The organism is Pseudonocardia sp. (assembly GCF_050250275.1).
Classification (GTDB): Bacteria; Actinomycetota; Actinomycetes; order Mycobacteriales; family Pseudonocardiaceae; genus Pseudonocardia.
Window position 1 is genome coordinate 54923 of sequence record NZ_JBFWOY010000004.1, and the last position, 26545, is coordinate 81467.

Below are 26545 nucleotides of genomic sequence, written 5' to 3' on the forward strand. Positions count from 1 at the left end.
CCCTGATCGGTGATGGACGCATCGACCGCGCTCGCGATATCGGGACCGCTGCTGGTCGCAGCGGTGGTCGCCGTGCTCGCCGGAGCGGTCAGCTTCGCCTCCCCGTGCGTCGTCCCGCTGGTCCCCGGCTACCTCGCCTATCTCGCGGGCCTCGTCGGCGCCGACACCCCCGACACCACCTCCGCCGACGCCGGTGACCGCCGCGGACGCCGCCGCGGCAGGTGGCGCGTCGCCGGCGCCGCGACGCTGTTCGTCGCCGGCTTCACGGTCGTGTTCGGCGCGATCCTCGTCGGGGTCGTCTGGCTGTCCGACGCGCTCGTGCGCAACATGGAGCTGCTGCAACGCATCGGCGGCATCGTCATGATCGTCATGGGGCTCGCGTTCGTCGGGCTCGTGCCGGTCCTGCAACGCGAACGCCGCGTCCACTGGGTGCCGCGTGCCGGTATCTGGGGCGCGCCGCTGCTCGGCGCGGTCTTCGGGCTCGGCTGGGTGCCCTGCGTGGGCCCGACACTGGCCGGGGTCGTCGCGGTCGCGGCCGGTACCGGGGGCGGGTCGCTGCGCGGCATCGTCCTCACCCTCGCCTATTGCGCCGGGCTCGGGCTCCCGTTCGTGCTGATCGCGTTGGGCGCGTCGTCGGCCGTGCGGGCCCTGGGCTGGCTGCGCCGCCACACCCGCGGCATCCAGATCGCCGGTGGGGCGCTGCTCGTGGTCGTCGGGATCCTGCTGCTGTCCGGCGTGTGGAACGGGCTGCTGGTCGGCCTGCAGACCGCCGTCGCCGGCTTCACCCCGGCGCTGTGACGGGCCGGCTGTGATGACCACCGCGCCGCCGCAGGCCCCCGTCGCAGGGGGCGCGCCGCCCGCCCGCCCGTCCGTGCCGCGGCGCGTCATCGCCTTCCTGCGCAACACCTGGCGCGGCCTCACCAGCATGCGCACGGCGCTCGTCCTGCTGTTCCTACTGGCACTGGCCGCCCTGCCCGGTGCGCTGCTGCCGCAGCGCTCGCTCAACCAGCAGCTCGTCGACCAGTACTTCACCGACTACCCGACGCTGGCGCCGATCCTGGACAAGGGCGGCTTCTTCGACGTCTTCGCCACACCGTGGTTCGCCGCCATCTACCTGCTGCTGATGATCTCGCTCATCGGCTGCCTCGTGCCCCGCAACCTCGACTTCGTGCGCGCCATGCGCAGCGACCCCGTCGCCACCCCCCGCAACCTCGCCCGGCTGCCCCACCACGCCGCAGGGGTCGTCGACGAGGACGCCGACGCCGTCCTCGCGCGCGTTCGTGCCCTGCTGGGCGGCAACAGGTTCCGCGCCTGGCAACGTGCCGACCGCGAGGAGCCGGGCGGCGTGCGCACCGTGTCGGCCGAGAAGGGCAGGCTGCGCGAGGCCGGGAACCTGGTGTTCCACCTCAGCCTCGTCGGCCTGCTCGTCGGTCTCGCCATGGGCAAGCTGTTCGGCTACGAGGGGCAGGTCATCGTCCTGTCCGGCGGCGGCCAGTTCTGCAACTCCTCGATCCTGGGCTACGACTCGTTCCGCGCCGGGCTGCGCGTCGACGGCACCCAGCTCGAGCCGTTCTGCGTGCGCGTCGACGACTTCTCCGCCGAGTACCTGCCCAACGGGCAGCCCGACTCCTTCCGCGCGCAGCTCGGGTACCAGACGGCCGCGGACGTCGAGGCCGGCGACACCACCCGCTGGAGCTCCTACGAGCTGCAGGTCAACCACCCGCTGCGCCTCGACGGCGCCCGCGTCTACCTGCTCGGCCACGGCTACGCGCCGCGCTTCACCGTCACCTGGCCCGACGGTCAGCAGCGCACCGGCCAGATCCAGTGGCGGCCCGTCGACATGGCGACGATGCTCTCCGAGGGCGCCACGAAGTTCGAACGCCCCGGCGTCACCGACCCCACCCAGCGCCAGAACAGCCAGATCGCCGTCACCGGGCTGTTCGCCCCCACCAGCTCCGGCGGGCAGATCATCACCTCGGTGTACCCGGACCTGCACGACCCGCAGGTCGCCGTCGACGTGCTGCGCGGCGACCTCGGTCTCGACGACGGCCGCGGCCAGTCGATCTTCAGCGTCGACCAGGCCCAGGTCGACTCCGGCGCCCTCACCCGCGTCGCCCGCGCCAACCTGCTGCCCGGCGAGTCCGTCACCCTCGACGACGGCACCCAGGTCCGCTTCGACGACGTCCTCCCGTGGGTCTCGCTGCAGGTCAGCCACGACCCCGGCCAGGAGACCGTGCTCGTCTTCGCGATCCTGCTGCTCGCGGGCCTCGGGACCTCGCTCGCGGTGAAGCGCCGCCGCTTCTGGGTGCGGCTCGTCCCGGCGGGCGACGGCCGCACCGAGGTCCGCCTCGGCGGCCTCGCCCGCACCGACCAGGCCGGCTACGGCGAGGAGTTCGACCGGCTCCGCGCCGCGATCCTCGGCGAGGAGCACACGCCGCCGGAGCCGACGGACCCGATCCACCAGTCACCATCGTCCGGAACGCCGGGAACAGGCGATCCGACCGGCCCCACCGACAGGGGAGACACCTGATGCCCATCGACCCGGTCCTCGCCGCGTACAGCGACGACCTCTACATCGGGGCCGTCGCCGTGTACGTGCTGGCGATGTTCCTGCACGCGTTCGAGTTCGTCGGCTCCCGCACCCCCCTGCGGGCCAAGGCCCTGGTGGCGACGAGCGGTGACGCGGTCGAGACCGCCCCGGAGGAGCCGCCCGCCCGTACCGTCCGCACCCGGTCGGACAAGTGCGGCCGCATGGGCGTCGCCGTCACGATCGTCGGGCTGCTGCTGCACGTGGGCGCGATCGTGCTGCGCGGCATCGCCACCGAGCGCTGGCCGCTGGGCAACATGTACGAGTTCACCTCGGCCATCTGCCTGGCCGCGGTCGTCTGCTGGCTCGTCGTGCTGCGCCGGTCGCCCCTGCTGCGGCCCGTCGGCGCCTTCGTGCTCGCGCCGATGCTGATCCTGATGTTCCTCGGCGGGACCGTCCTCTACGCCAACGCCGCGCCCGTCGTCCCTGCCCTGCAGTCGTACTGGCTCGCCATCCACGTGACCACCGTCACGATCGCGTCCGGCCTGCTCATGGTGGCCGGTGTGGCCAGCATCCTGTACCTGCTGGTCAAGGCCGGGAAGACCGGGAGGGTGTCGGTCAACCTGCCCAGCGCCGACGATCTCGACCGGCTCGCCTACCGGGTGACCGTCGTCGCCTTCCCCATCTACACCTTCGCCGTCATCGCCGGTGCCATCTGGGCCGAGTCGGCCTGGGGCCGGTTCTGGGGCTGGGACCCCAAGGAGACCGTCGCCTTCGTGGCCTGGGTCGTCTACGCCGCGTACCTGCACGCCCGTGCCACGTCGGGCTGGCGCTCCACCGGCGCCCCCTGGATCAACGTCGTCGGCTTCGCGACCATCGTCTTCAACCTCTTCTTCATCAACATGGTCGTGGCCGGGCTTCACTCGTATGCCGGGCTGAGCTGAGCACGTCCCTCGACGTCACCTCGACCAGGGCGGCACGCGCGACTACCGTCGGTGCACGTGAGCAAGGCTGCGTCGGACTTCCCGGACGGTTCCGTGGGCCGCTACGTCCAGGAGCGCTGGGGAAAGCTCTCCGGCGCGGCCGATGCGGCGCACCACGATGCCGACGGCGAGGCGCCGGCCGAGGACCAGCCGGTCGAGGAACCCCGCCCGGGTGAGGCGCGGCGCGCTGCCGACGAGCCGGGCCCGCCCGACGCCCGCGTCCCCGTCGACGCCCGGCGCCCGGCCGACGCCGTGCGCCCGGCGGACGGTCGGGGTCCGGTCGACGGTCGGGGCCCGGGGGACGGCCTGCGTCCGTCCGGGGCGGTGCGCGCGTCGGAGCCGCAGCGTTCGTCCGAGGCCCCGGTCCCGGTCACGGCGCCACGGCCGGCCGACGCGCCGCGTTCGGCCGGTGGGCGTGCGGTCGACGGCCCTGCCGCGACGGAGGCGCCGCGGCCCGACCCCACCCCGCAGGGAACCTGGGGCAGCGCGATCCCCGACCACCCCGACGACGACCTCGAGTCCGAGATCGACCCGGTGACGCCAGGGCAGGGCCTGCCCGCGGTCCGGCCCGGCGGCGGGTCGGCCGACACGGCGGAGCAGGACCCTCCGGCCGCACGGTGGGGCGGGACCAGGGCCTCGGCCGCCGACCGGTCGCGCACCGACCGGGCAGCCGACCGCTGGGGCGCCGACCGGACCGCACCACGTGCCGACGACGCCGCACCCACGGCCGGCGCGGGAACCGCGTCACACGTCCGGGCCGCGCCGACGCACGCCGGGACCGACCGGGACGCCGCTGCGGCCAGGGTCGCGGCTGCCCGCCGCGCCGCCGAGGCCGCACGGCTCGCCGCGACCCGCCGTCCGCCGGCCTCCGCGCTGCCCGAGGGCGACACCCGCACCTCCCGCACGTTCGGCGGCACGACACCCGACCGGAGTTCGACGACGACCCCCCGGCCGACCGGCAGCGGACCCGCCGAACCGGCCCGGTCGCCCGACGAGGAGCGGGTCGCCGATGCGGCGCGCACGGCCGCGGACGACGCAACCGCCCGGGACGGTGGGGGCGCGAGCCGCGATCCCGTGCGCCGCGGGGACGATCCGGCGGTCGACGCCGCCGTGGCCCGGGCCGTCGGTCGCCGGGTGACCGACGACGCGGGCCGCCCCTCCGGAGCAGGCGGCCCGGCGGCGGACGGTCAGCGCCCCGAGTCGCCCGGTGGGCGCCGCGCCGGCGCGGGCGCCACCGGTCCCGGGGCCGTCGGTCCCGCCGCTGCGGGAGCCGGGCCGGTCGAGGACGAACGGTCCGTGGACGCGGCCGCCGAAGCCCCGCCCGGGCCGCCGACCGCCGCGCAGGCCACCGTCGAGCAGGCCGCAGCCGCCCAGGCCACAGCCGCGCAGCGCGCCGCTGCGGCGTGGTCGACCCGGTCCGCCCCGCAGCCCGCCGACCAGCCGGACGCCGACACGTCCGGCGCCGACAGGACCGGTTCGGGGCCGGGCGGACCGGCCGAGCCGACCCGCGAGGGTGCGCAGCCGGCCGCCGCAGGGACGTCGGCTGCACCGTCAGGGGCCGCACCGGTGCGCCGCCCCGCCGACACCCCCGCACCAGGTGTCCCGCGCACCGAGCCACGCCGCGACGACACCCCGGCCCGCGGCGGCCGCCGTGCGGCGGGGGAGGACATGCCCGGCGGCGCCGCCCGCCGGCACCCACTCACCCCGCCCCGCGGCGCCGCAACCACCGGCGCCGTGACGAACGCCCCGGACGCCGCCGGGGCCGCGACGAACGCCCCGGACGCCGCCGGTGCCGCGACGAACGCCGCGGACGCAGCTGCCGCGCACGCCCCGGACACCGCCGGAGCTGTCGCGCCCCCGGACACCGCCGGGAGGGCGTCGGCGGCCACCCCGCCGAACGGGGTACGTCCCGCCGAGCCCGCCGACGGGCCGGCCGGGCGCCGGCCGGGCCCGCAGACCCCGCCACGACCGGATCCGCGGACCGGCGGGTCGCGCGTCGAGCAGTCCTGGCCGCCCCCGCCGCCACCTCCGTCGTGGCCGCGACCGCCGCGGGAGGACAACCCCCGTCGTCCGGTCGGCTGGACCGAGCCCGGCGCCGTCGCGGCCCAGGAGGCGCAGCGTGCCCGCACCGGTCAGCAGGTGGACCTGGGGGGTGGCGACCTGTCGTCGGCGCGGTTGTTGCGCCCGAGCAAGCGGCCGCCGCAGTCGGGGTGGCGGCGTGCCGTCTATGTGTTGTCCGGGAAGTTGATCAACCCGGGGGAGAGCCCGCTCGACGTCCGCCGCCGTGAGCTCACGGCACGGGTGAACCAGCCGTTGCTGGGCTGCTACAAGATCGCGATGCTCAGCCTCAAGGGTGGCGTGGGCAAGACGACGGTCACGGCGACGTTGGGCGCGACGTTCGCGTCGCTGCGCGGCGACCGTGTCGTGGCGGTCGACGCGAACCCGGACCGTGGCACGTTGAGCCAGAAGATTCCGCTGGAGACGACGGCGACGGTGCGCCACCTGCTGCGGGACGCGCAGCGGGTGCGGCGCTACACCGATGTGCGGGCGTACACGTCACAGGGGACGTCGCGGCTGGAGGTGCTGGCCAGCGAGCAGGACCCGGCGGTGTCGGAGGCGTTCAGCGAGGACGACTACCGCCGCACGGTGAACCTGCTGGAGCACTTCTACAACATCGTCCTCACCGACTGCGGCACCGGGCTGATGCACTCGGCGATGTACGGGGTGCTGGGGATGGCCGACCAGCTGATCATCGTGTCGTCGGGTTCGATCGACGGGGCGCGCAGTGCGTCGGCGACGATGGACTGGCTGGACGCGCACGGGCACACCGATCTGGTGGCCAACGCCGTTGCGGTGATCAACTGTGTGCACCGTTCGTCGGGCGGCGTGGACCTCGACCGGGTGGCGGAGCACTTCGCGCTGCGCTGCCGGGCCGTGGTGCGCATTCCGTTCGACGGGCACCTGGAGGAGGGCGCGGAGATCGACCTCGACCGGCTGCAGCCGCAGACGCGGTTGGCGCTGCTGGAGCTGGCGGCGTCGGTCGCGGACGGGTTCCCGTCGTAGGTCGCGCCAGGGCGCGCGGACGGGGTCCCGGTCGTGGAACGGGGACGACGGGCGTCAGGGCTGCTGGTCGCCCCGGGGCGGGTCCTCGCGACGCTTGACGGTCTCGTCGAGCTGGCGGAGGAAGTCGGGGTCGTCGTCGGGGCCGGTGGCTCGGCGCTGCGGCGGACGGACGGGCGCGGACCGGGCCGGGCCGGGTACCCCGGTGCGGTCCGATGTTCGTTCGGTGTTCATCGCTCGCCACATCAGCAGCGCAATCACCGCGGCGCCGACGAACGCGACGAGAAAGACCAGCACCACCACCACCTCCTCCCACGAGACTAGCGGAGGACACGCGAGGACCTCGTGAGAATCGTGTGAGGTGACCGGGCGACCGGCCGTGCGAAGCGACGCGCTGTCGGGCGTCGCCTCGCACGGCCGGTCGGACAGTGGCTCAGTGCGGGATGGTCGCCTCACTGGTGAGGTCGGCCAGCATGCCGCGGACCTCGGACTCGCGGAAGCGGCGGTGGCCGCCGGGGGTGCGGATCGAGCCGATCCGACCGGCGGACGCCCAACGCGTCACGGTCTTCGGGTCGACACGGAACAGGGTCGCTACCTCGCCGGGCGTCAGCAGGCGCTCGCTCTGGTTCTGGGCCGGGGTGGACATTCGTACCTCCCACATTCGTCGATTACCGGGCCATCGTGACACCTGGGATACCGGGTACTCGAACGGTTCTCGGGAGGTAAAGGGCTCTTAAAGGACTATTCGGACGTCGGTGCCCGACCTCGTCAAGGAGCCGATCGATCAACGTACGGGGACGTCCGGGAGTTCCCGGGCCAGGGAGCGCCACGTTTGCGCAGGTCAGTGCTGGGTCGAACGGGCTGCCGGCGCGCGTCGTAGGCTCGCGGCATGTCCACCCCCGCGCCCACGCCGCCGGAGGCCGGCGCCCCGGGCGACGGTCCCGGCCTCGCGAGCACCATCGCTCTTTACGCTGTGGCGAGAATCGCTGTCGTCGCCGTCGTCGCGGCCCTGCTGAGCCTCGCCGGTGTCCCGATCCTGCTGTCGTTGCTCATCGGTCTCGTGGTGGCGCTGCCGCTGTCGATGGTGCTCTTCCGGGGGCTGCGCCTGCGGCTCGACGCGGCGGTCGAGGCCGCACGTGTCCGGCGCGCCGACGTCCGCGCCCACCTGCGTGGCGACGGGGAGCCCGCGGCGGGGACCTCAGACGATGCGCCCCAGGGCGAGACCGACGGCCGTCGCGACTGACCAGACGAGCAGTACCACGCCCGTCTCCTGCAGGACCTTGACGAGCTTGCGGCCGTCGGCGCCCTGCAGCACCCGGCGCACCGGCGGCACGGCCAGCGGCGCGGCGAGCAGGCCCAGGAACATCGGCCAGCTGCGGGTTCCGGCGCCGACCGAGAGCACGAGCGGGACGAGGATCAGCCCGGCGTAGAGCTTGCGCGTATCGGCGTCGCCGAGCGCGACGGCGAGGGTGCGCTTGCCGGTGCGGGCGTCGGTGGGGATGTCGCGCAGGTTGTTGGCGACGAGCACCGCGCACGTGAGCAGGCCGACGCCGACCGTCGCGACGATCGCCAGCGGGCTGGGCGTCCCGCTCTGCGTGAGCACGGTGCCGAGGACGGCGACCGGGCCGAAGAACAGGAACACGGCGATCTCACCGAGTCCTGCGTAGCCGTAGGGCCGCTTCCCGCCGGTGTAGAACCAGGCGCCGAGGATGCAGACCGCGCCGACGGCCAGCAGCCACCACTGCCCGCTGATCGCGACGAGCGCCAGCCCGGCGACCGCGGCGACGCCGAACCCGACGAACGCGGCCCGCTTCACCTGGGCGGGTGCCGCGGCCTTCGACCCGACGAGCCGTAGCGGGCCGACGCGGTCGTCGTCGGTGCCGCGGATGCCGTCGGAGTAGTCGTTGGCGTAGTTCACCGCGATGACGAGGCTCACCGACACCACGAGGGCGAGCATCGCCCGCCACGGTGTGACGACGCCCGAGCCGAGCGCGGCACCGGTTCCGACAAGGACGGGGGAGATCGCTGTGGGGAGGGTCCGCGGACGGGCTCCCTCGATCCATTGCGCCGCTGTGGCCACGTCGTCGAATCTATCCGGCGGGGGTGCAGGTGCTCGCAGCCGTGGCCCCCGGGACCGCGCCGACGGGCAGGTACTGGCCCAGGCCGATCTGCAGCCAGGCCCCGGTGATGCACATGATCGGCACGGCGGCACCGTGGGCGGCCCCGCCCACGACGGCGGCGTCGTCGCTGGGACCGGAGCGGACCGGTACGGCTCCGGCGTCGCCTGCGGCGCTGGTGTCGACGTTCGACAGCTTCGTCGAGCCGGTCCACAGGTAGTCGACGGTCACGGTCGCGTTGTCCTTGAGCCCCAGGTCGTCCCAGAAGACGCCGTCGGCGAGGTCGATGCCGGCCGGGTTGAGGGCCTTGCGGCCGAACTGGTCGTTGCCACCGTTGTAGCCGTCGCGGTAGGCGGCCTGCGCCTGGGGGACGCCCTGCGGCAGGTCGGCCCAGTTCTGGCGGATGTTGCCCGGGTTCCAGTAGTCGTCGCGGGTGTTCCAGGGCCCGACGTCCCAGACGGGGGCGAAGGAGCAGCGGCCGTTGGAGGCACAGACCTTCACCGAGTAGTCGTTGGTGTTGCGGGGGGAGAGGGCGCGCCGCGAGGGCAGGGCGACGAACTTGTCGCGCTCGACGATGACGTGGCCGTTGGCGGTCGTGCCGCCGACGAGGCCCTCACGGGTGGCGAAGACGCTGTAGCGCAGGGGCGCGGTCTCGGTGGTGGCGTCCTCCTCGCCCTCCGGCACCGCTGTGGGGCGGGCGTCCTGGCGCAGGCCGTCGACGACCGGTTCGGCGCCGGGCGCGCCGGTGAGGACGAGCCGGCTCTGCACGACCGACGTCGTCTCCGGGAGCTGTGCGGTGCTCCGGGTCGGCGAGCTCGCGGTGCTGGGGACCCACTCGGTCCAGCCGCCGTTGGCGCTGCGACCGCGGACGTCGACGGTGACGTCGCTGCCGGGTGGCACGTCGGCGTCGAGGGTGGAGTCGACCTGGTCGGTGGGCCGGGACAGGGTGCGGGGCCCGAGCGTCAGGTAGCCGGTGGATGCGGCGTCGGCGCCGCCCTCGGCCCCGCGCGGGGCCCGGGCGTCACGGGGGGCCTCGGGGGCGGCGTCGGTGTCGAGGGTCACGGCGCCGGAGTCGGTGTCGACGCCGGCGGCGTCACCGGTCGTCAGGTCCGCGGTCCAGGAGGCGCCGCCGGTTCCCGGCTCGGCCGCGACCGCCGGGGTCACGGTTCCGGCGACGAGTGCCGCCGTCACGGTGGCCAGCAGTGCAGCCCGCAGTCCCGTTCGCATTCGACGTCCCCCCGACCCCGCTGACGCGTGTCAGCCGTGTGACTGGTGTGACGGCCGGTGTGCATGTGCCGTCTGACGCGAAGCAGACCGGATGAACGGAACCAGGTCAACCGACGGAGAGTGACGACCACCGAAGGTGTGGCCGCGATCATCACCGGATCGGGGAGGGCTACTCGGCGGCCGTGGTCGCGCTGAGGAGTCGTCGGACCTCGTCCCGGTCGGGTTTACCGATGCCGCGCAAAGGGATCTCGTCGACGGTGAGCCAGCGGTGGGGGACCGCGGCCCGGCCGAGCTCGGCCCGGACGGCGGCTGTCGCCCGGTCGCGCCGGAAGGCCTCGTCGGCCACGACCACCGCCGCCACGACCGCGCCCCACTCGGCGTCGGGCACCCCGACCACACACACGCCGGTGACGCCGGGCTGGGCGGACAGCACCCGCTCGACCGCGGCCGGCGCGACCTTCTCCCCACCGGTGACCACGACGTCGTCGGCCCGGCCCAGGACGGTCAGCCTGGCGGCGTCGAGCCGGCCGAGGTCGCCGGTGCGGAACCGGCCACCGGTGAAGGCGGCAGCGGTCGCGGCGGGGTCGCCGAGGTAGCCGGCGGCGACCGTGGGGCCGCCGAGCAGGATGCGTCCGTCGTCGTCGATGTCGACGGTGACGCCGTCGAGCGGGACGCCGTCGTAGACGCAGCCGCCCGCGGTCTCGCTCATGCCGTAGGTGGTGACGACGTGGACGCCCGCGTCGAGGGCCCGCTCGCGCAGCGCCGGATCGAGCGCGGCGCCGCCGACGAGCACCGCCGCACACCCGCGCAGGGCCTGCAGGGCAGCGTTGCCGTGCTGCAGGATCCGCAGCAGCTGCGTCGGGACGAGGCTCGTGTACCAGCGGGCGTCGCGGGGCAAGCGGGCGGTCGTGCGGGCGAACCCGGCGGGGCGGAAGCCGTCGCGGACGTCCTGGACCTCCGGCGGTGCCCCCGCGAGCAGCGCCCGCACGATCACCTGCACACCGGCGACGTGCTCGGCGGGCAGCGGCAGGACCCAGCGGCCCGGTCCGCCCAGCCGGGCCTCGGTGGCGCGGGCCGACGCCGTGAGCGCGGCGGCGGTGAGCACGACGTGCTTGGGCTCGCCCGTGGACCCCGACGTCGACACCACGACGGCCGCACCGGCGGGCAGCTCGCCGGTGGGCCCGGGGGTGGGTGGGGCGTCGGCGGCGACGGGGCGCACCGCGGGGCCGGTCCCGTCGAGCGCCGCGGCGAGCGCGTCGGCGAGGGCGGCGACGGACGCGGGGGAGCCGTCGACGGGAACGGTGCGCATGGGTCTCTCCGATCGGGCGTGCCGTGCCTCGCCAGGGTGTCACGCGCACCGCGGGCGTGTGATCGGCGCGGTCCGGGAACGCTCGTCACACGCTCGGCCGCGGCCCCCGAACGCGAGCGTGTCGTCAGCGTGGTCCGGGCGCTCTCACGTCACGTCCGCGGGCGGGGGGCAGACTTCGTGCCGATGCGCCTGCCCCGACTGCCCGACCTCCCCGTGCGCGACCACCTCGACGACGTCGTCGCCACCCTCGCCGCGCACGGCACCGCCGTGCTCGTCGCCCCTCCGGGAACCGGCAAGACGACGCTCGTCCCCCTCGCGCTCGCGGCGGCGACCGGCGGCCGGGTCGTGGTCGCCGAACCCCGCCGCCTCGCCACCCGCGCGGCGGCCGCCCGGATGGCGTCGCTGCTGGGCGAGCAGGTCGGCGCCACGGTGGGCTACTCGGTGCGCGGGGACCGCCGGGTGTCGGCGCAGACCCGGATCGAGGTCGTGACGTCGGGGCTGCTGCTGCGCCGCCTCGCCGGCGCCCCCGAGCTCGCGGGCGTCACGACCGTCGTGCTCGACGAGTGCCACGAACGGCACCTCGACGCCGACCTGCTGCTGGCCCTGCTGCTCGACGCCCGCGCCGGGCTGCGACCCGACCTGCGGCTGCTCGCGACGTCGGCCACCGTGGCCGCGACACGGCTGGCCGAGGTGCTGGGTGGCGCGCCGGTGCGGTCGGTGCAGGCGCGCACCTTCCCGGTCGAGGTCTCCCACGTCCCACCGGTGCGCGGGGAGCGGATCGAGGCGTGCGTCGCGCGCGCCGTCCGCGGGCTGCCCGCCGACGGCGACGTGCTCGCGTTCCTGCCCGGCGTCGCGGAGATCCGGCGGACCGCCGCGGCACTCGACGGGATCGACGCCGACGTCCTGGCCCTGCACGGACGGCTCCCCGCCGCGGAGCAGGACCGCGCGCTCACCCCGGGCCCGCGCCGGCGCGTCGTACTGGCGACGGCCGTCGCCGAGTCCAGCCTCACCGTTCCGGGGGTGCGCGCGGTCGTCGACGCCGGGCTGGCCCGGGTGCCGCGCGTCGACCACCGCCGCGGCCTCGCAGGACTGGTCACCGTGCGGGTGTCGGCGGCCGTCGCCGAGCAGCGGTCGGGCCGTGCCGGACGCGAGGCGCCGGGCCGGGCCGTGCGCTGCTGGCCCGCTGCGGAGCTGCTGAACCGCTTCCCCGAGCCGGAGATCCGTACCGCCGACCTCACCCGCCTCGCCCTCGACCTCGCGGACTGGGGCACCCCCGACGGCTCGGGCCTGACCTGGTGGGACCCGCCCCCCGAGGGCCCGCTCGCCGCCGGTCGCGCCGTCCTGCGGGCGCTCGGGGCCGTCGACGGCTCCGGTTCCGTCACCGCCCGCGGCCGCGCCATGGCCGGGCTCGGGCTGCACCCGCGCCTGGCCCGCGCCCTGCTCGACGGCGCCCCCGCCGCCGGCACCCGGCTCGCGGCCGAGACCGTCGCCCTCCTCGACGACGACACCCTCGCGACCGGGACGGACGTCGACGACGCCCTGCGCGCCCTGCGGTCGGGCCGTGGGCGGGCGGAGGTGCGTCGCCTCGAACGACTCGTCCCCGCCGTGCCCGGAACCGGTGCGGGCGCGGCGGAGGTCGTCGCCCTCGCCCACCCGGAACGGCTCGCCCGGCGACGCGTCGCGGGAGGTGGTGTCTTCCTCATGGCGGGAGGCACCGCGGTCGAGGCGCCGGGCGGGCTCGCCGACCACGAGTGGCTCGCCGTCGCCGTCGCCGACCGCACCCCCGGCGCGCAGCACGGGCGGGTCCGGCTCGCCGCCGTCGCCGACCGCGCGCTCGCCGAACGGGTCGGCGCGCCGCTGCTCGCCGACGACGACGAGATCGCCTGGGCCGACGGCGACGTCCGCGCCCGCCGCGTCCGCCGGCTCGGCGCGATCGTCCTCGACGAACGCCCCCTGCACGACCCCGACCCGGCCGCCGTCCGCGCCGCGCTCCTCGACGGGCTGCGCGCCGAGGGGCTCGCGCTGCTGCGCTGGACCGCGCACGCCCGGGCGCTGCGCGACCGCGTCGCCACCCTGCACCGCGTACTGGGCGAGCCGTGGCCCGACGTCTCCGACGCCGCGCTGCTCGACGACCCCGACCGCTGGTGGACCGGCCCGCTCGACCGGGCCCGCCGCCGCGCCGACCTCGGCAGGGTCGACGCCGCCCAGATCGTGCGCGGGCTGCTCGACCCCTCGGTCTCCTACCGCCTCGACGAGCTCGCACCCGAACGTCTCGAGGTGCCCACCGGCTCGAAGATCACCCTCGACTGGTCCGGCGACCAGCCCGTCCTCGCCGTCAAGCTCCAGGAGGTGCTCGGCTGGACCGCGAGCCCCACCGTCGCGGGCGGGCGCCTGCCGGTCCTGCTGCACCTGCTGTCCCCGGCCGGTCGTCCCGCCGCGGTGACCGCCGACCTGGCGTCGTTCTGGGCCAACGGCTACAGCGGTGTCCGCGCGGAACTGCGCGGCCGCTACCCCAAGCACGACTGGCCCGCGGACCCTCTCACCGCCACCCCGTCGCGCGGCACCCGCCGGCGGCAGTGAGGCCGCGCGCGAGCACGCACAGGAACGCGTCGTATCGTCCGTGGTGATCAGGCGGTCGGGGGCGCCGTCGGAACGCATGCACCCAGGGAGTTCGCACGTGCACGGTCACACCACGACGGTCCACCGCGGCGGCCTCCGGTGACGGAGACGACCGACGAGGCCGGCGCGCCCCCGCGCCCCCGCCGCCGCCCCCCACCCGGCACCGTCCGGCTCGTCCTGGTCGCCGTCGGGCTGCTCGCGGTCTGCGTCCTCGCCGCCACCGTGCCCGTCCCCATGGTCACGCTCGGCCCCGGGCCCACGTTCAACACCCTCGACACCCAGGACGGCCGACCGGTCGTCGACGTCACCGGCCTGCCCACCTACCCGACGTCGGGTCACCTCAACATGACCACGGTGTCGGTCACCGACGGCCTCACGACGTTCCAGGTCCTGCGCGCCTGGCTCGACCCCCAGCTGCAGGTCGTGCCCCGTAGCGCGATCTTCCCGCCCGGGCAGTCCCAGCAGCAGGTCGACGCCAAGAACGACGCCGACTTCGCCGACTCCGAGAGCTCCGCCGTCTCGGCGGCGCTGACCTACCTCGACGTGCCCGCGCAGGTCGTCGTCGGCCCCGACATCCAGGGCCTGCCCGTCAACCCCGTCCTGCGCCCCGGCGACCGCATCGTCTCGGTACAGGGCAGGCAGATCGGCCGGATCAGCGACATCCGCGCCGCCCTCGACGGCGCCGCCCCCGGCAGCCGGATCCCGGTGGAGACGACCCGTGGCGACGGCCCGGTGCAGTCCGTCACCGTCACCCTCATCGACCTCGGTAACGGGCAGGGCGGGCTCGGGATCGCCCCCGTCGCCCGCCCGGCCGCCGACGAGAAGATCACCATCTCGCTCAGCGGCGTCGGCGGACCGTCGGCGGGACTGATGTTCTCCCTGGCGGTCGTCGACCGGCTCACCCCGGGGGAGCTGACCGGCGGCGCGTTCGTCGCCGGGACGGGCGCGATCCAGGCGACCGGGCAGGTCATGGGCATCGCGGGCATCTCGCACAAGCTCTATGCGGCCAAGGAGGCCGGCGCCACCGTCTTCCTCGTCCCGGCGGCCAACTGCGTGGAGGCCCGCGGCTCGGCCCCGGAGGGCATCACGCTGGTCGAGGTCGAGACGCTCGCCGACGCCGTCGCCGACCTCGACACGATCCGCACCGGCGGCACGGCCCCGACCTGCTGAGGCTGGGGCCGTGCCCGCGGGTCAGTAGTGCCAGGGGTAGGGCGACCAGTCGGGCTCGCGCTTCTCCAGGAACGAGTCCCGGCCCTCGACCGCCTCGTCGGTCATGTACGCCATCCGCGTCGCCTCACCGGCGAACAGCTGCTGGCCGACGAGCCCGTCGTCGGCGAGGTTGAACGCGTACTTGAGCATCCGCTGCGCCTGCGGGGACTTGCCGTTGACCAGCGTCGCCCACTCCAGGGCGACCTTCTCCAGGTCGGCGTGCGGCACGACACGGTTCACCGCGCCCATCTCGTGCATCTGCTGCGCGGTGTAGGGCTGGCCGAGGAAGAAGATCTCGCGGGCGAACTTCTGGCCCACCTGGCGGGCCAGGTACGCCGAGCCGTAGCCGCCGTCGAAGGAGCCCACGTCGGCGTCGGTCTGCTTGAAGCGGGCGTGCTCCTCGCTGGCCAGCGTCAGATCGGCGACGGCGTGCAGGGAGTGGCCGCCGCCCGCCGCCCAGCCGTTCACCACAGCGATGACGACCTTGGGCATGAACCGGATCAGCCGCTGGCACTCGAGGATGTGCAACCGGCCCGCGCGGCCCCGGTCGACGGTCTCGGCCGTCTCCCCGGAGGCGTACTGGTAGCCGCTGCGGCCACGGATGCGCTGGTCGCCACCGGAGCAGAACGCCCGGCCGCCGTCGCGCGGGGACGGGCCGTTGCCGGTGAGCAGCACGCAGCCGACGTCGGAGGTCTGCCGCGCGTGGTCGAGCGCGGTGTACAGCTCGTCGACCGTGTGCGGGCGGAACGCGTTGCGCACCTCCGGCCGGTCGAACGCGATCCGCACCGCCCCGGTGGACACGGCGCGGTGGTAGGTGATGTCGGTGAAGTCGAATCCCGGGACGGCCGTCCAGGCCTCGGGATCGAACAGCTCGGAGACGGCGTCGCTCACGGCTCCCGACCCTACGGCGGGCCGCCGCCGGTGCTCATCGCCGGGGCGCGGCGTCGCCGTCACGGCGCGCCGCCTGCATCCGCTCGGTGGCCAGCGCCCGCGCCGTGTCCTCGGGGATCGGCCGGCCGGCCGACAACGAGTCGACGAGCTCCGCGGCGATGTCGCGCAGCTTGCGGTTGACGGCCTGCGAAATGCCGATGAGCAGCCGGAACGCGACGTCCTCGGTGCACCGGTGGTTCTGCATGAGCATGCCTTTGGCCTGCTCGATCACCGGCCGGCTCCGCAGCGCGGACTCGAGCTGGTCGATGCGGGCGCGCAGGTCCTCGTCGGTCGGCGCACCGTTGCGCGGTGCGGGGCCGAGGTCGACGACGGTGCCGGCGACCGCGGTCGAGGAGCCGTCGACGGGCTCGGGTTCGGGTTCGACGACGACGAGCAGTGTCCGGGCCGTCGCGTCGGCACCCGTGCGGAACACGGCGGCGGCCGGGGTGCCGGTGGTGGCGACGTCGAGCAGCGGCATGCTGCCGTCGTCACGGGCGGTGAGGAGTGCGACCGGGTCGACGTCGCGCGCGGGGCCGGTGGGGGCCACGGGCCACGAGCAGGCGCCGGTGGAGAGGTCGAGCCGGAACCGGCCGACGTGGTCGGCGACTCGGGATCGGCTCAGTGCCTCGATCGGACGTGACAGATCGAGGTCGTCGGGCATGGGCACCTGTCCAGCGGGCTCGGTCTGATGGTTCGGACCGCGGGCCTCGCTGCTGGACCTGCGCCGGAAGACGTTATCAAGCGCCGTCGGCGGGCCGGTCGACTGCTCCCGGTGGCCGTCCGAAATGTCGGGAAGTTCGTAGTAGTCCTGCTACGGTCGGAAGCATGACAGCGACGTCGACGGGACCCGCGATCCGGGTACGTGACCTGCGCATGAGCTACGGCAAGCACGAGGTGCTGCGCGGTGTCGACCTCGAGATCCGGCGCGGCGAGGTCGTGGCCCTCCTCGGGCCCAACGGGGCCGGCAAGACCACCACGATCGAGATCCTCGAAGGCTTCCGCACCCGGTCCGCCGGCGAGGTCGAGGTCCTCGGCGCCGACCCCGAACGCGGCGACGAGCACTGGCGCGCCGAGCTCGGCGTCGTCCTGCAGTCGTGGCGCGACCACGCCACCTGGCGGGTCCGCGAGCTCCTCGCCCACCTCGGCGCCTACTACGCGCCCTACTCGACCGCGACCCACCCGCGGCCCCACCCCGTCGACGACCTCATCGCGACGGTCGGGCTCACCGCCAGCGCGAACACCCGCGTCGGCGCCCTGTCCGGTGGGCAGCGACGCCGGCTCGACGTGGCCATCGGCATCGTCGGCCGGCCCAGCCTGCTGTTCCTCGACGAACCCACCGCCGGGTTCGACCCCCACGCCCGCCGCGAGTTCCACGAGCTCGTGCACCGCCTCGTCGACGACGACGCCACGACCGTCCTGCTCACCACCCACGACCTCGCCGAGGCCGAGATCCTGGCCGACCGCATCCTCATCCTCGCCGGCGGCCGCATCGTCGCCGACGGCACCGCCGAGGCACTTGCCCGCCAGGTCGCCGGCCGCGCCGAGGTGCGCTGGCGCGTCGGCGAGGAGAAGTTCGTGCACCCCACCGACGACGCCACCGACTTCGTCCGCGACCTGCTCACCGGCCCCGACGGCGCAGCCGTCGTCGACCTGGAGGTCCGGCGCACCTCGCTGGAGGACACCTACATGGAGATGATCAGGCGTCACGAGGACGACTCCGCCACCCGCGAGCACGCGGTGGCGTCGTGAACGTCCAGCCCGCGCGGCTCGGGCTCGCCCGCGGGTGGGTCACCTGGCGCAGCGTCAACACCACCCGCGAAGGCCTCGCCAACACCATCATCTGGAACGCGCTGCCCCTGGTGTTCCTGCTGATCTTCCGCAACGCCACCATCCCCGGCACCGACATCTCCCTCGGTGTCTCCCTGCTGCCCGGCATGCTGGCGATGCTCGTCATCTTCTCCGTCATGGGCACCGCCTACTACCTCGCCGCCGAGCGCGAGGACGGGACCCTGCTGCGCGCCAAGGCCATCCCGCGCGGCACCGCCGCCTACGTCGTCGGGCTGCTCACCGTCGCCGTGCTCGACGTCGCCGCCGCCGTCGCCATCGTCCTCGTCCCCGGCCTGTTCATCGTGCCCGGCGTCCCTCTCGGCGACGCCACGATGTGGCTCGGCCTCCTCGGCTACATCCTGTTGGGGCTCATGGCCTGCGTGCCCCTCGGCGTCCTCGTCGGGTCCGTAGTGCGCAGCCCTCGCGTCATCGGCGGGCTCGGCTTCTTCGGCATCACCGGCCTCGCCTCGATCTCCGGCCTCTTCTACCCGATCACCGTGCTCTGGGACTGGGTCCAATGGCTCGTCCAGATCTTCCCGCTGTACTGGCTCGGCCTCGGCATGCGCTCGGTGTTCCTGCCCGCGGAGGCCGCCGCGCTCGAGTTCGGCGGCACCTGGAACACCCCCCTCACCATCGGCGTGCTCGCCGCCTGGGCCGTCATCGGGTTCGTCCTCGGGCCCGTCCTGTTGCGGCGCATGGCCCGGCGGGAGTCCGGGGCCGCGGTCGCCGAACGTCGTCAGCAGGCGTTGCAACGGGTGTGACCGGCACCGGCGACGACACCGTCCACAACCGGATCGCGATGCTGCGCGCCGAACGCGGCGTCTCCCGCCGGCAGCTGTCCGAGGCGCTGGGCGTGCACTACCAGACCGTCGGCTACCTCGAACGCGGCGAGTACAGCCCCAGCCTGCACCTGGCGCTGCGCATCGCCGAGTACTTCGGGGTGGCGGTCGAGATCGTCTTCTCGACCCGCCCGTTCCCCCGGTTGGGAACTCCCGGGTAGGTGCAGGCCGTTGACGTCTCAACGGAGCGGGGGGACCTCGGTGACCGAGCAGACCGCGGGCGGACGGCCCGGCGGCGACGGCGTCGCCCGCGCACTCGCCGCCGTCGGCGGGCTCGGCGTCGCCGCCGCGATCCTGCTCGTCGGCGCCCTCCACGTCGTCGCCGCCGGCCAGGTCGACCCCGTCCGCCGCACCATCAGCGAGTACGCCCTCGGCGCCGACGCCTGGATGTTCGACGTGGGCGTCGTCGCCCTCGCCGTCGGCTCCGTCGCCGTCATCCTCGCCCTCGCCCGCGCCGGGGTCCTGCGGCCGCTCTCCGGCGCCACCGTGCTGCTCGCGGTCTGGGCCATCGGGATGCTGACGGTCGTCGTCTTCGAGAAGACCAACTGGTCCGTCGGCCCCAGCCTCGGCGGCTACATCCACCGCTACGCCAGCCTCGTCGCCTTCCTCGCACTGCCCCTCGGCGCGCTGCTGATCGCGCGGGCGCACCGCGCAACGCCGGGCTTCCGCTCGAACCGTGTCTGGACGAGAGTCCTCGCCCTCGCGAGCCTGGGCTGGTTCCTCCCGATCCTGTGGGGCTTCGCGATGCGCCCCGTCACCGGCCGATCCTGGTGGAGCGCCGTGCCCCTCGGCCTGGTCGAACGCGGCCTCGCGCTGACCGAGGTTCTCCTCGTCGCGGCGCTGGCGCTGTGGGCGGCGAAAGCCGCCGGCACCCGCCCCGGCGTGTTCGCCCCCGGCCTCCCCGCCCCCGGTCTGCGGCTCACGGGATGATCGTCGGGGTCCTGGCACGGACGGTCCCAGGACACGAGCGTCAGGACTGTCGCCCATGTACCGCTCGTGGTGATCACCCCGGCTGATCGTCGTTTCCGGCGGACGAGCGTCCCCTGCACCTGGAGCGCCCCGCCGCCGGGACCGGCACCGTCCCGGCCGTCGACCAGGTCGGGCTGCACCCGCTGCCGAGCCAGGAGGCGTTGCGCGCCTACCACTTCGAGCACGGGATCGCCGGCACGGGATCCCCACCGAGGCGCGGGCCGAGGGCGACCCGAGGCGGGACGTGTCCGGGGCCGACCCTGACCGGTTCGGCTGAATCGACGTGACCTGCCGCGCGCGGGAGGTGCGAGTAGCGGAGCACGTGCCTACTGTGGGGTGAATGTTGGCAATCACCGAGACAGCGGCAGAGGCCATCAAGTCCCTGACGGCCGACGCGGAACTCCCCGACGGCGGTGGTCTGCGCATCGCGTCCACCGACGAGGACCAGGGTCTGGAGCTGTCGCTCGCGGCTCAGCCGGTCGATAGCGACACGGTCCTCACGGGTGACGGCGTGACGGTGTTCCTGGAGCCGGCGGCCGCGCAGGTGCTCGACGACAAGGTCCTGGACGTGCAGCCCGTCGAGACCCCGCAGGGGGAGGAGCTGCGCTTCGCGATCGGCCCGCAGGCCGAGCCGTCACCGGAGTCCTGACCGACCGTTCACGGACGGCGCCGACCCCGGTCGGCGCCGTTCCTATTTCTCGGACACGCGGCCGGCGTCGACGTGCCAGCGCCGGGTGGCGCGGACGGTGTCGAGCATGCGGCGGTCGTGGGTCACGAGCAGCACGGTGCCGGGGAAGTTCTCGACGGCCTGTTCGAGCTGCTCGATGGCGGGCAGGTCGAGGTGGTTGGTGGGTTCGTCGAGCACCAGCAGGTTGACCTCGCGGGCCTGCAGCAGCGCGAGCGCGGCGCGGGTGCGTTCCCCCGGCGAGAGCGACGAGGCCGGGCGCGGCACGTGTTCGCGGGTCAGACCGAACTTGGCGAGCAGGGTGCGGACGTCGGAGTCGGCCCAGTCGGGCACGGCCTCACCGAAGGCCCGGGCCAGCGACGCGTCGCCGAGGAACAGCCCGCGGGCCTGGTCGACCTCCCCGACGCGCACACCACTGCCCAGACCGGCCGTGCCGGAGTCGACCGGCAGCCGGCCCAGCAGCGCGGCGAGCAGCGTCGACTTGCCCGATCCGTTGGCCCCGGTGACGACGACCCGGTCGGCCCAGTCGACCTGCAGCGTCACCGGCCCGAGGGTGAACGACCCCCGCTGTACGACGGCCGAGTCCGCGTAGGCGGCGACCGTCCCGGAACGGGGGGCGGCGGCGATCGTCATCCGCAGCTCCCACTCCTTGCGGGGCTCCTCGACGACGTCGAGCCGCTCGATCGCCTTCTGCGTCTGGCGGGCCTTCGCGGCCTGCTTCTCACTCGTCTCGGCGCGCTTGTTGCGGCCGATCTTGTCGTTGTCGGTGGATTTGCGACGGGCGTTGCGCACGCCCTGGGCCATCCAGTTGCGCTGCATCTGGGCGCGGTCCTTGAGCCCGCCGAGGGTGTCGGCGTACTCCTCGTAGGCCTCGCGGGCGTGCCGACGCTGCACCTCCCGCTCGGCGAGGTAGCTGTCGTAGCCGCCGTCGTAGACACCGACCTGCTGCTGCGCGAGGTCCAGCTCGACGACGCGGGTCACGGTGCGCGCCAGGAACTCCCGGTCGTGGGAGACGATCACGGCCGGCGACCGGAGCCCGGTGACGAAGCGTTCGAGCCGTTCGAGGCCGTCGAGGTCGAGGTCGTTGGTGGGCTCGTCGAGCAGCAGCACGTCGTAGCGCGACAGCAGCAGCGCGGCGAGGCCCGCCCGGGCGGCCTGCCCGCCGGACAGCGCCGTCATCGGGGTGTCGAGGTCGACGCCCAGGCCCACCTCCGCGCACACGGCGCCGGCGCGTTCGTCGAGGTCCGCGCCGCCGAGGGCGAGCCAGCGGTCGAGGGCGGTGCCGTAGAGGTCGTCGGCGCCCGCGGTGCCGTCGGACAGTGCCGCCGCGGCGGCGTCCATCAGCTCCTGGGCGGCGGTGACGCCGGTGCGCCGGGACAGGAACGCGGCGACCGTCTCCCCGGGACGACGGTCGGGTTCCTGGGGCAGGTGGCCGACCGTCGCGTCGGGCGGGCTGAGCGCGACCGTGCCCTCCTCGGGCCGGTCCTCACCCGCCAGCAGGCGCAGCAACGTCGACTTGCCGGCGCCGTTGGCGCCGACCAGCCCGACGACGTCGCCCGGGGCGACGACGAGATCCAGCCCGGAGAACAGGACGCGGGCGCCGTGGCCGGCGGCGAGATCGGTGGCCTGCAGAGTGGCGCTCATGTCGTGACGGAAACTACGTCACCGGGCAACCGCTTTCGTCAGGGCCTGGTCGAGGATCTCCAGCCCCAGGTCGACCTCGTCGTCGGAGACGGTGAGCGGCGGCGCGATCCGGAACACCCCACCCATCCCCGGCAGCTGCACGACGTTCATGTGCAGCCCCAGCGCCAGGCACTCGGTGGTGACGTTGCGGCCCAGCTCGTCGGCGGGCTCCTTCGTCGACCGGTCGGTGACGAGCTCGATGCCCTGCAGCAGGCCGCGGCCGCGGACGTCGCCGATGCACTCGTGCCGGCCCGCCAGCTCGGTCAGACCGGCGCGCAGCCGCGTTCCCGACGAAGAGGCCCGCGCGACCAGGCCCTCGCGGCGGACGACGTCGAGCACCGTCAGCCCCACGGCGGCCGGCAGGGGGTCGGAGACGTGCGTCGTGAAGAAGAGGAAGCCGCGGTCGTGGCAGCGTTCCTCGATCTCGGCCGACGTCACCACCGCGGCCAGCGGCAGGCCCGCCCCGAGGGTCTTCGACAGCGTGAGGATGTCGGGGACGACGCCGTCGCGTTCGAACGCGTACATGGTGCCGGTACGGGCGATGCCGGTCTGCGCCTCGTCGAGGACGAGCAGCATCCCGCGCTCGTCGCACTTGCGCCGCAACGCCTCCAGGTACCCGGGCGGCAGCTCGATCACCCCGCCCGACGACAGGATCGGCTCCACCAGGCACGCCGCGAGGGCCCCCGCCGACTGCCGGTCGACCAGGTCCCAGGCCACGTCGAGCTCGGTGCGCCAGTCGTCGCCGAACACGCTGCGGTAGGTGTAGGGCGCGGGGATCGCGATGTTGCCGGGGATCGGCGGGCCGTAGCCGCGCCGCCCCGCGCTGTAGGTGGCCGACGCGGCGCCGCCCGTCATCCCGTGCCACGACTGGGCGAAGCTCACCACCTCCCAACCGCCCGTGTAGAGCTTCGCCATCTTGAGGGCGGCCTCGTTGGACTCGGCGCCCGTGGTGAGCAGCAACGACCGCTCCAGCGGGGCTGGCAGGCTCGCGGCCAGCTCCCGCGCCAGGTCCACCACCGGCCGCGACAGCATGCCGCTGAACAGGTGGTCCAGGGTCGCGACGGAGTCCTGGACCGTCGCCACCACGGCGGGGTGCGAATGTCCGAGGACGGCCGACATCTGCCCGGAGGTGAAGTCGAGGATCGCCCGGCCCGCGGAGTCGTACACGAACGACCCCGCCGCCCGCTCGATCACCACCGGCGAGAACGCCCCGCCGTAACGCACCAGGTGCCGATCGGCGTCGTCCCAGAACCCGTCCGTGCCCATGCGCCCCTCCGGCCCGACCGCAGCTGCGAGCGGCGACGGCCGCCATGACGACCATCACCACCCACGACACTAGGCGGCGCCACGTTCGCGGGTTCGTAGGATTGCGGCGATGAACCCCTCGACGGCCCAGGCCCGGGCGATCGTCGACGAGCTGATCAGGTGCGGCGTCGTCGACGCCGTGCTGTGCCCGGGTTCGCGCAACGCCCCGCTCGCGTTCGCCCTGCACCTGGCCGACGCCCAGGGGCGCCTGCGGCTGCACGTCCGCATCGACGAACGCACCGCCGGCTTCCTGGCCCTCGGCCTCGCGCAGCGGTCCGGGCGCCCCGTCCCCGTGTGCACGACGTCGGGCACCGCCGTGGCCAACCTGCACCCCGCGGTCCTGGAGGCCTCCTACGCGGGGGTGCCGCTCGTGGCGCTCACCGCCGACCGTCCCCCGGAGCTGGTCGGCACCGGCGCCAGCCAGACCGTCGTCCAGGACGGCATCTTCGGCGACGCCGTGCGGCACCGCGCCGTGCTCGCCGTCGCCCGTGGCCACGCCGGGGAACAGGGCCGGTGGCGGTCCGCGGTGGACCGGGCCGTTGCCGCCGCGTTGTCGGCCCGCGGCCCGGTGCACCTCAACGTGCCCTTCGCCGAACCCCTCGTGCCCGACGAGGACCCGGCGTGGCCGGAGCCGCTCGACGGTCGCGCCGACGGCCGCCCGTGGACCGCCGCCGGCATCCGCGCCCCCACCACGGCCGACCCGCTGCCGCTCGACCCCACCGCGCCCACGCTCGTCGTCGCCGGGCCCGGCGCGCCCGCCGGGCTCCCGCTCGACGGGCTGCCCGTCGTCGCCGAACCGTCCTCGGGCTACTGGGACGCGGGGCTGCGTGCGGGGCCCTGGCTCGTCGGCAACGCGGGCCTGCGGCCCGCGCAGGTCGTCGTCGCCGGCCGCCCGACGCTGCACCGGCAGGTCCAGCGGCTGCTCGCCGACCCGGACGTCGCCGTCTACGCCGTCGACGACGGCACGCCGTGGACCGACGTCGCCGCCACCGTGCGCGGCACCGGCTCGCTGCCCGCCCTGCGTGCCGACACCGCATGGCTGCACCGCTGGCGCACCGCCGACCGCATCGCCGGCACAGCCCTCGACGCCGCCCTCGACGACCAGGACGCCCCCACCGGCCTCCGCCTCGCCCGCGCGCTGGCCGCCGCCGTGCCCGACCGGGCGGCTCTCGTCCTGGGCTCCTCCAACCCGGTGCGCGACATGGCGTTGGCCGCCGCCCCACGTGCCGGGCTGACCGTCGTCTCCAACCGGGGGGTCGCCGGGATCGACGGCACGGTCTCCACCGCCACCGGTGTCGCGCTCGCCCACGACGGCCCGGCCTACGCGCTGCTCGGCGACCTGACGTTGCTCCACGACACCACCGGGCTCGTCCTCGGCCCCGACGAACCCGCCCCCGACCTGACGTTCGTCGTGCTCAACGACCGTGGCGGCGGCATCTTCAGCCTGCTCGAACAGGGCGCCCCCACGTACGCCGCGTCGTTCGAGCGGGTCTTCGGGACGCCGCACACCGTCGACGTCGCCGCGCTCTGCGCCGCGATGGGCATCGCCCACACCGCCGTCGACGATCCGGCCAAGCTCCCCGACGTCCTGGGTGAGCCGGGGGGCCGGACGCTGGTGGAGGTGCGCGCCGAACGCGGCGGGCTGCGCGACGGCCACGCCCGTCTGCGCGCCCACGTCGACGCCGCCCTCGCCGGGCTCTGACCCCACTCGCGCGCAACCTCACGGTCACGTTCGGGGCCGCGGGCAGCAGTGCGGTTGCGCGCGGACTGCCGGCCGCAACCTCACGGTCGTGGTCGGGGCTGCGACGTGCGCTGAGGTTGCGGGCGGAGGGTCAGCCGGTGGTCGGTGCCGGTTCGGTCGACGACGACACGGTCGTCGTGGGCTCTGCCGAGGTCGTCGTCGGCGGAGCGGAGGTCGTCGCCGGCGGGGGCGGCACGACGACGGTGGCGGTCGTCGTCGGGACCGGCGGCGTCGTCGTCACGGGAGGTGTGGTGCAGGCCGCGGCCCGCTCGCCGACAGCCGCGTCGCACGTCGCGCCCGAGGCGCCACCGTCGAACAGGTCCACCCCGTCGGCACCGACGAGATCGTCGCGGCCAGGGCCGCCGTACAGGCGGTCCGCGCCGGCATCGCCGCGGAGCCGGTCGTCACCGGGCCCGCCGACGAGCACGTCCGCGCCCGTACCACCCGACACGATGTCGTTGCCCGCGCCGCCGACGATGCAGTCGGCCCGGTCGGACCCGACGATCGTGTCCTCGCCCGAGGTCCCCAGCACCAGGAACGGCCCGGTGCCCCGGCCGCGCTCGACACCGGCGTCCCACCGGCGCGTCCGCGTGTCGACCGTGACGACCTCCGCGAACGACGACGCCGTCATCCCGGCTGCCGCACACTCCGCGGGGATCGCGACGGTCGTGCCGGCGGCACGAGCCGCCGCGGCCGGGTCCGCCGAGGTGGCGACCGCCTGCGCCGCCGCCGGATCGGCGGCCTCCGCGACGGCGAGCGCCGGTGCGGAGTCCGCGGGCGGCGCGACGGTGGAGAGGGCGAGGGTTCCGTCCGCGCGGTCGGTGAAGCCGCCGTCGGCGTGGATGGTCAGCACGTCGGTCTGCGACGACGCCGGCAACGACGAGTCCGAGCTCATTGTCAGGACGACCGGGACGGTCGTCGTGCTGCCGGGCTGCGCGCCCGTCGCCAGCGGCAGGGCCTCGCCGGAGTAGAGGGAGCAGAAGCTCGTCGGGGCCCGGCCACCGACCGCGATCGTCGCCGAGGCGCCGGGCCGGGCCGACCAGCCGGCGTCCGAGCGGGCGCACAGCGCGGAGCCGGCGCCCGGGGTGACGGTGACGGACAGGTCCGCGGGCACCGTGCCGACGTAGTCGACGGTCAGCTGCACCGTCTGCGGGGAGCCGGGGACGAGGTCGCGGAAGGAGAGGTCGGGTCCGGCGCCGCCGTCCCCGAGCTTCACGGTCGCCGCGCCCATCGTCGTGGGGCCGCTGGCGATCGTATCGGTGTACGCCGCGGCCGTGGCCCTGCCGACGACCGTCGTACCGACGACCGTGCAGACGAGCGCGATCGTGGCCGCACCGAACACCCCCGGCCTGGCGGCGATTGGCCTCACTGAATCCCCCCGGGGTCGAGAATTCGCGCTTCGGGCGCGAACAGGCCGCCGCTGAATTTGACGGCGTGACCTTTCGTGCTGCAGTTCGTGGCGCGCGGGCAAGCCGTTACATGTAACGCCGAAGTGGTGGCAGGCAAATTGCCTGC

23 protein-coding genes are annotated in these 26545 nt (G+C 74.8%); 13 read left to right on the top strand and 10 right to left on the bottom strand.

Translation table 11 applies throughout. The features are described 5' to 3' along the window. Positions 1–12: 12 nt before the first annotated feature. From AB7F12_RS05395 to AB7F12_RS05410, 4 genes are all read left to right on the top strand, one after another. Entirely contained in the window at positions 13–798 is a 786-nt protein-coding gene (locus AB7F12_RS05395; protein WP_428497798.1) for a cytochrome c biogenesis CcdA family protein, read from the top strand. A 13-nt stretch (positions 799–811) separates the two neighbouring features. Next, positions 812–2530 (top strand): cytochrome c biogenesis protein ResB, encoded by a 1719-nt coding sequence (resB, locus tag AB7F12_RS05400; protein ID WP_428497797.1) that lies wholly within the window; start codon positions 812–814, stop codon positions 2528–2530. After that, positions 2530–3471: a c-type cytochrome biogenesis protein CcsB gene (ccsB, locus tag AB7F12_RS05405; protein WP_428497796.1), complete on the top strand. Its 942-nt coding sequence runs from the start codon at positions 2530–2532 to the stop codon at positions 3469–3471. The genes resB and ccsB overlap by 1 nt, the downstream gene beginning before the upstream one ends. 1773 nt (positions 3472–5244) lie before the next feature. After that, positions 5245–6573 (top strand): MinD/ParA family ATP-binding protein, encoded by a 1329-nt coding sequence (locus tag AB7F12_RS05410; RefSeq protein ID WP_428497806.1) that lies wholly within the window; start codon positions 5245–5247, stop codon positions 6571–6573. Positions 6574–6627: 54 nt separating this feature from the next. Here AB7F12_RS05410 and AB7F12_RS05415 read toward each other — a convergent pair whose 3' ends face one another. Next, on the bottom strand, positions 6628–6870 hold the full coding sequence (locus tag AB7F12_RS05415) for a hypothetical protein (RefSeq protein WP_428497795.1): 243 nt from the start codon (positions 6868–6870) through the stop codon (positions 6628–6630). Between the two features lie 133 nt (positions 6871–7003). Continuing rightward, positions 7004–7216 carry a BldC family transcriptional regulator gene (locus tag AB7F12_RS05420; protein WP_147103001.1) on the bottom strand — a complete coding sequence of 71 codons (213 nt, stop codon included), beginning with the start codon at positions 7214–7216 and terminating at the stop codon, positions 7004–7006. Between the two features lie 243 nt (positions 7217–7459). Between AB7F12_RS05420 and AB7F12_RS05425 the strand changes: the two genes are divergently transcribed. Next, positions 7460–7813 (top strand): DUF4229 domain-containing protein, encoded by a 354-nt coding sequence (locus tag AB7F12_RS05425; RefSeq protein WP_428497794.1) that lies wholly within the window; start codon positions 7460–7462, stop codon positions 7811–7813. On the opposite strand, the gene AB7F12_RS05430 is transcribed toward AB7F12_RS05425, so the two are convergent. The 3 genes from AB7F12_RS05430 to menE all read right to left on the bottom strand — a co-directional run bounded on the left by AB7F12_RS05430 (position 7769) and on the right by menE (position 11223). Next, the gene (locus AB7F12_RS05430; protein ID WP_428497793.1) at positions 7769–8650 is read right to left on the bottom strand and encodes a 1,4-dihydroxy-2-naphthoate polyprenyltransferase; all 882 of its coding nucleotides are present in this window, start codon (positions 8648–8650) and stop codon (positions 7769–7771) included. The genes AB7F12_RS05425 and AB7F12_RS05430 overlap by 45 nt on opposite strands. Positions 8651–8660: 10 nt before the next feature. Next, positions 8661–9914, bottom strand: coding sequence for a hypothetical protein (locus AB7F12_RS05435; RefSeq protein ID WP_428497792.1), 1254 nt, complete (start codon positions 9912–9914; stop codon positions 8661–8663). 169 nt (positions 9915–10083) lie between these two features. Then, entirely contained in the window at positions 10084–11223 is a 1140-nt protein-coding gene (gene menE, locus AB7F12_RS05440) for an o-succinylbenzoate--CoA ligase (protein ID WP_428497791.1), read from the bottom strand. Between the two features lie 183 nt (positions 11224–11406). On the opposite strand from menE, the gene hrpB reads away from it, so the two are divergent. After that, positions 11407–13803: an ATP-dependent helicase HrpB gene (gene hrpB, locus AB7F12_RS05445; protein WP_428497790.1), complete on the top strand. Its 2397-nt coding sequence runs from the start codon at positions 11407–11409 to the stop codon at positions 13801–13803. 138 nt (positions 13804–13941) lie between these two features. Continuing rightward, positions 13942–15012 carry a YlbL family protein gene (locus AB7F12_RS05450; RefSeq protein WP_428497789.1) on the top strand — a complete coding sequence of 357 codons (1071 nt, stop codon included), beginning with the start codon at positions 13942–13944 and terminating at the stop codon, positions 15010–15012. Between the two features lie 21 nt (positions 15013–15033). Here the strand turns inward: AB7F12_RS05450 and AB7F12_RS05455 are convergent, their stop codons facing one another. Both AB7F12_RS05455 and AB7F12_RS05460 read right to left on the bottom strand, forming a co-directional pair. Continuing rightward, positions 15034–15942, bottom strand: a complete 909-nt coding sequence (locus AB7F12_RS05455) for a 1,4-dihydroxy-2-naphthoyl-CoA synthase (RefSeq protein WP_428497788.1) — start codon at positions 15940–15942, stop codon at positions 15034–15036. A 34-nt stretch (positions 15943–15976) separates the two neighbouring features. Further along, complete coding sequence (locus AB7F12_RS05460; RefSeq protein WP_428497787.1) at positions 15977–16642, bottom strand: ANTAR domain-containing response regulator; 666 nt, start codon at positions 16640–16642, stop codon at positions 15977–15979. Between the two features lie 164 nt (positions 16643–16806). On the opposite strand from AB7F12_RS05460, the gene AB7F12_RS05465 reads away from it, so the two are divergent. From AB7F12_RS05465 to AB7F12_RS05485, 5 genes are all read left to right on the top strand, one after another. Next, positions 16807–17730: an ABC transporter ATP-binding protein gene (locus tag AB7F12_RS05465; RefSeq protein WP_428497786.1), complete on the top strand. Its 924-nt coding sequence runs from the start codon at positions 16807–16809 to the stop codon at positions 17728–17730. Then, positions 17727–18569 carry an ABC transporter permease gene (locus tag AB7F12_RS05470; protein ID WP_428497785.1) on the top strand — a complete coding sequence of 281 codons (843 nt, stop codon included), beginning with the start codon at positions 17727–17729 and terminating at the stop codon, positions 18567–18569. Before AB7F12_RS05465 ends, AB7F12_RS05470 begins: the two co-directional genes overlap by 4 nt. A 38-nt stretch (positions 18570–18607) precedes the next feature. Beyond that, entirely contained in the window at positions 18608–18808 is a 201-nt protein-coding gene (locus AB7F12_RS05475) for a helix-turn-helix transcriptional regulator (RefSeq protein WP_428497805.1), read from the top strand. A 40-nt stretch (positions 18809–18848) separates the two neighbouring features. Continuing rightward, positions 18849–19577, top strand: a complete 729-nt coding sequence (locus AB7F12_RS05480; protein ID WP_428497784.1) for a DUF998 domain-containing protein — start codon at positions 18849–18851, stop codon at positions 19575–19577. A gap of 379 nt (positions 19578–19956) precedes the next feature. After that, positions 19957–20265 (top strand): adhesin, encoded by a 309-nt coding sequence (locus AB7F12_RS05485; protein WP_428497783.1) that lies wholly within the window; start codon positions 19957–19959, stop codon positions 20263–20265. Between the two features lie 42 nt (positions 20266–20307). On the opposite strand, the gene AB7F12_RS05490 is transcribed toward AB7F12_RS05485, so the two are convergent. Together AB7F12_RS05490 and AB7F12_RS05495 are read right to left on the bottom strand one after the other, a co-directional pair. Then, a complete protein-coding gene (locus AB7F12_RS05490; RefSeq protein WP_428497782.1) occupies positions 20308–21945 on the bottom strand; it encodes an ABC-F family ATP-binding cassette domain-containing protein in 1638 nt (545 codons plus the stop codon). An 18-nt stretch (positions 21946–21963) separates the two neighbouring features. Continuing rightward, positions 21964–23250: an aspartate aminotransferase family protein gene (locus AB7F12_RS05495; protein ID WP_428497781.1), complete on the bottom strand. Its 1287-nt coding sequence runs from the start codon at positions 23248–23250 to the stop codon at positions 21964–21966. Between the two features lie 109 nt (positions 23251–23359). On the opposite strand from AB7F12_RS05495, the gene menD reads away from it, so the two are divergent. Continuing rightward, a complete protein-coding gene (gene menD, locus AB7F12_RS05500) occupies positions 23360–24991 on the top strand; it encodes a 2-succinyl-5-enolpyruvyl-6-hydroxy-3-cyclohexene-1-carboxylic-acid synthase (RefSeq protein WP_428497780.1) in 1632 nt (543 codons plus the stop codon). Between the two features lie 130 nt (positions 24992–25121). Here the strand turns inward: menD and AB7F12_RS05505 are convergent, their stop codons facing one another. Beyond that, positions 25122–26399, bottom strand: coding sequence for a calcium-binding protein (locus AB7F12_RS05505; RefSeq protein WP_428517875.1), 1278 nt, complete (start codon positions 26397–26399; stop codon positions 25122–25124). Positions 26400–26545: the final 146 nt, after the last annotated feature.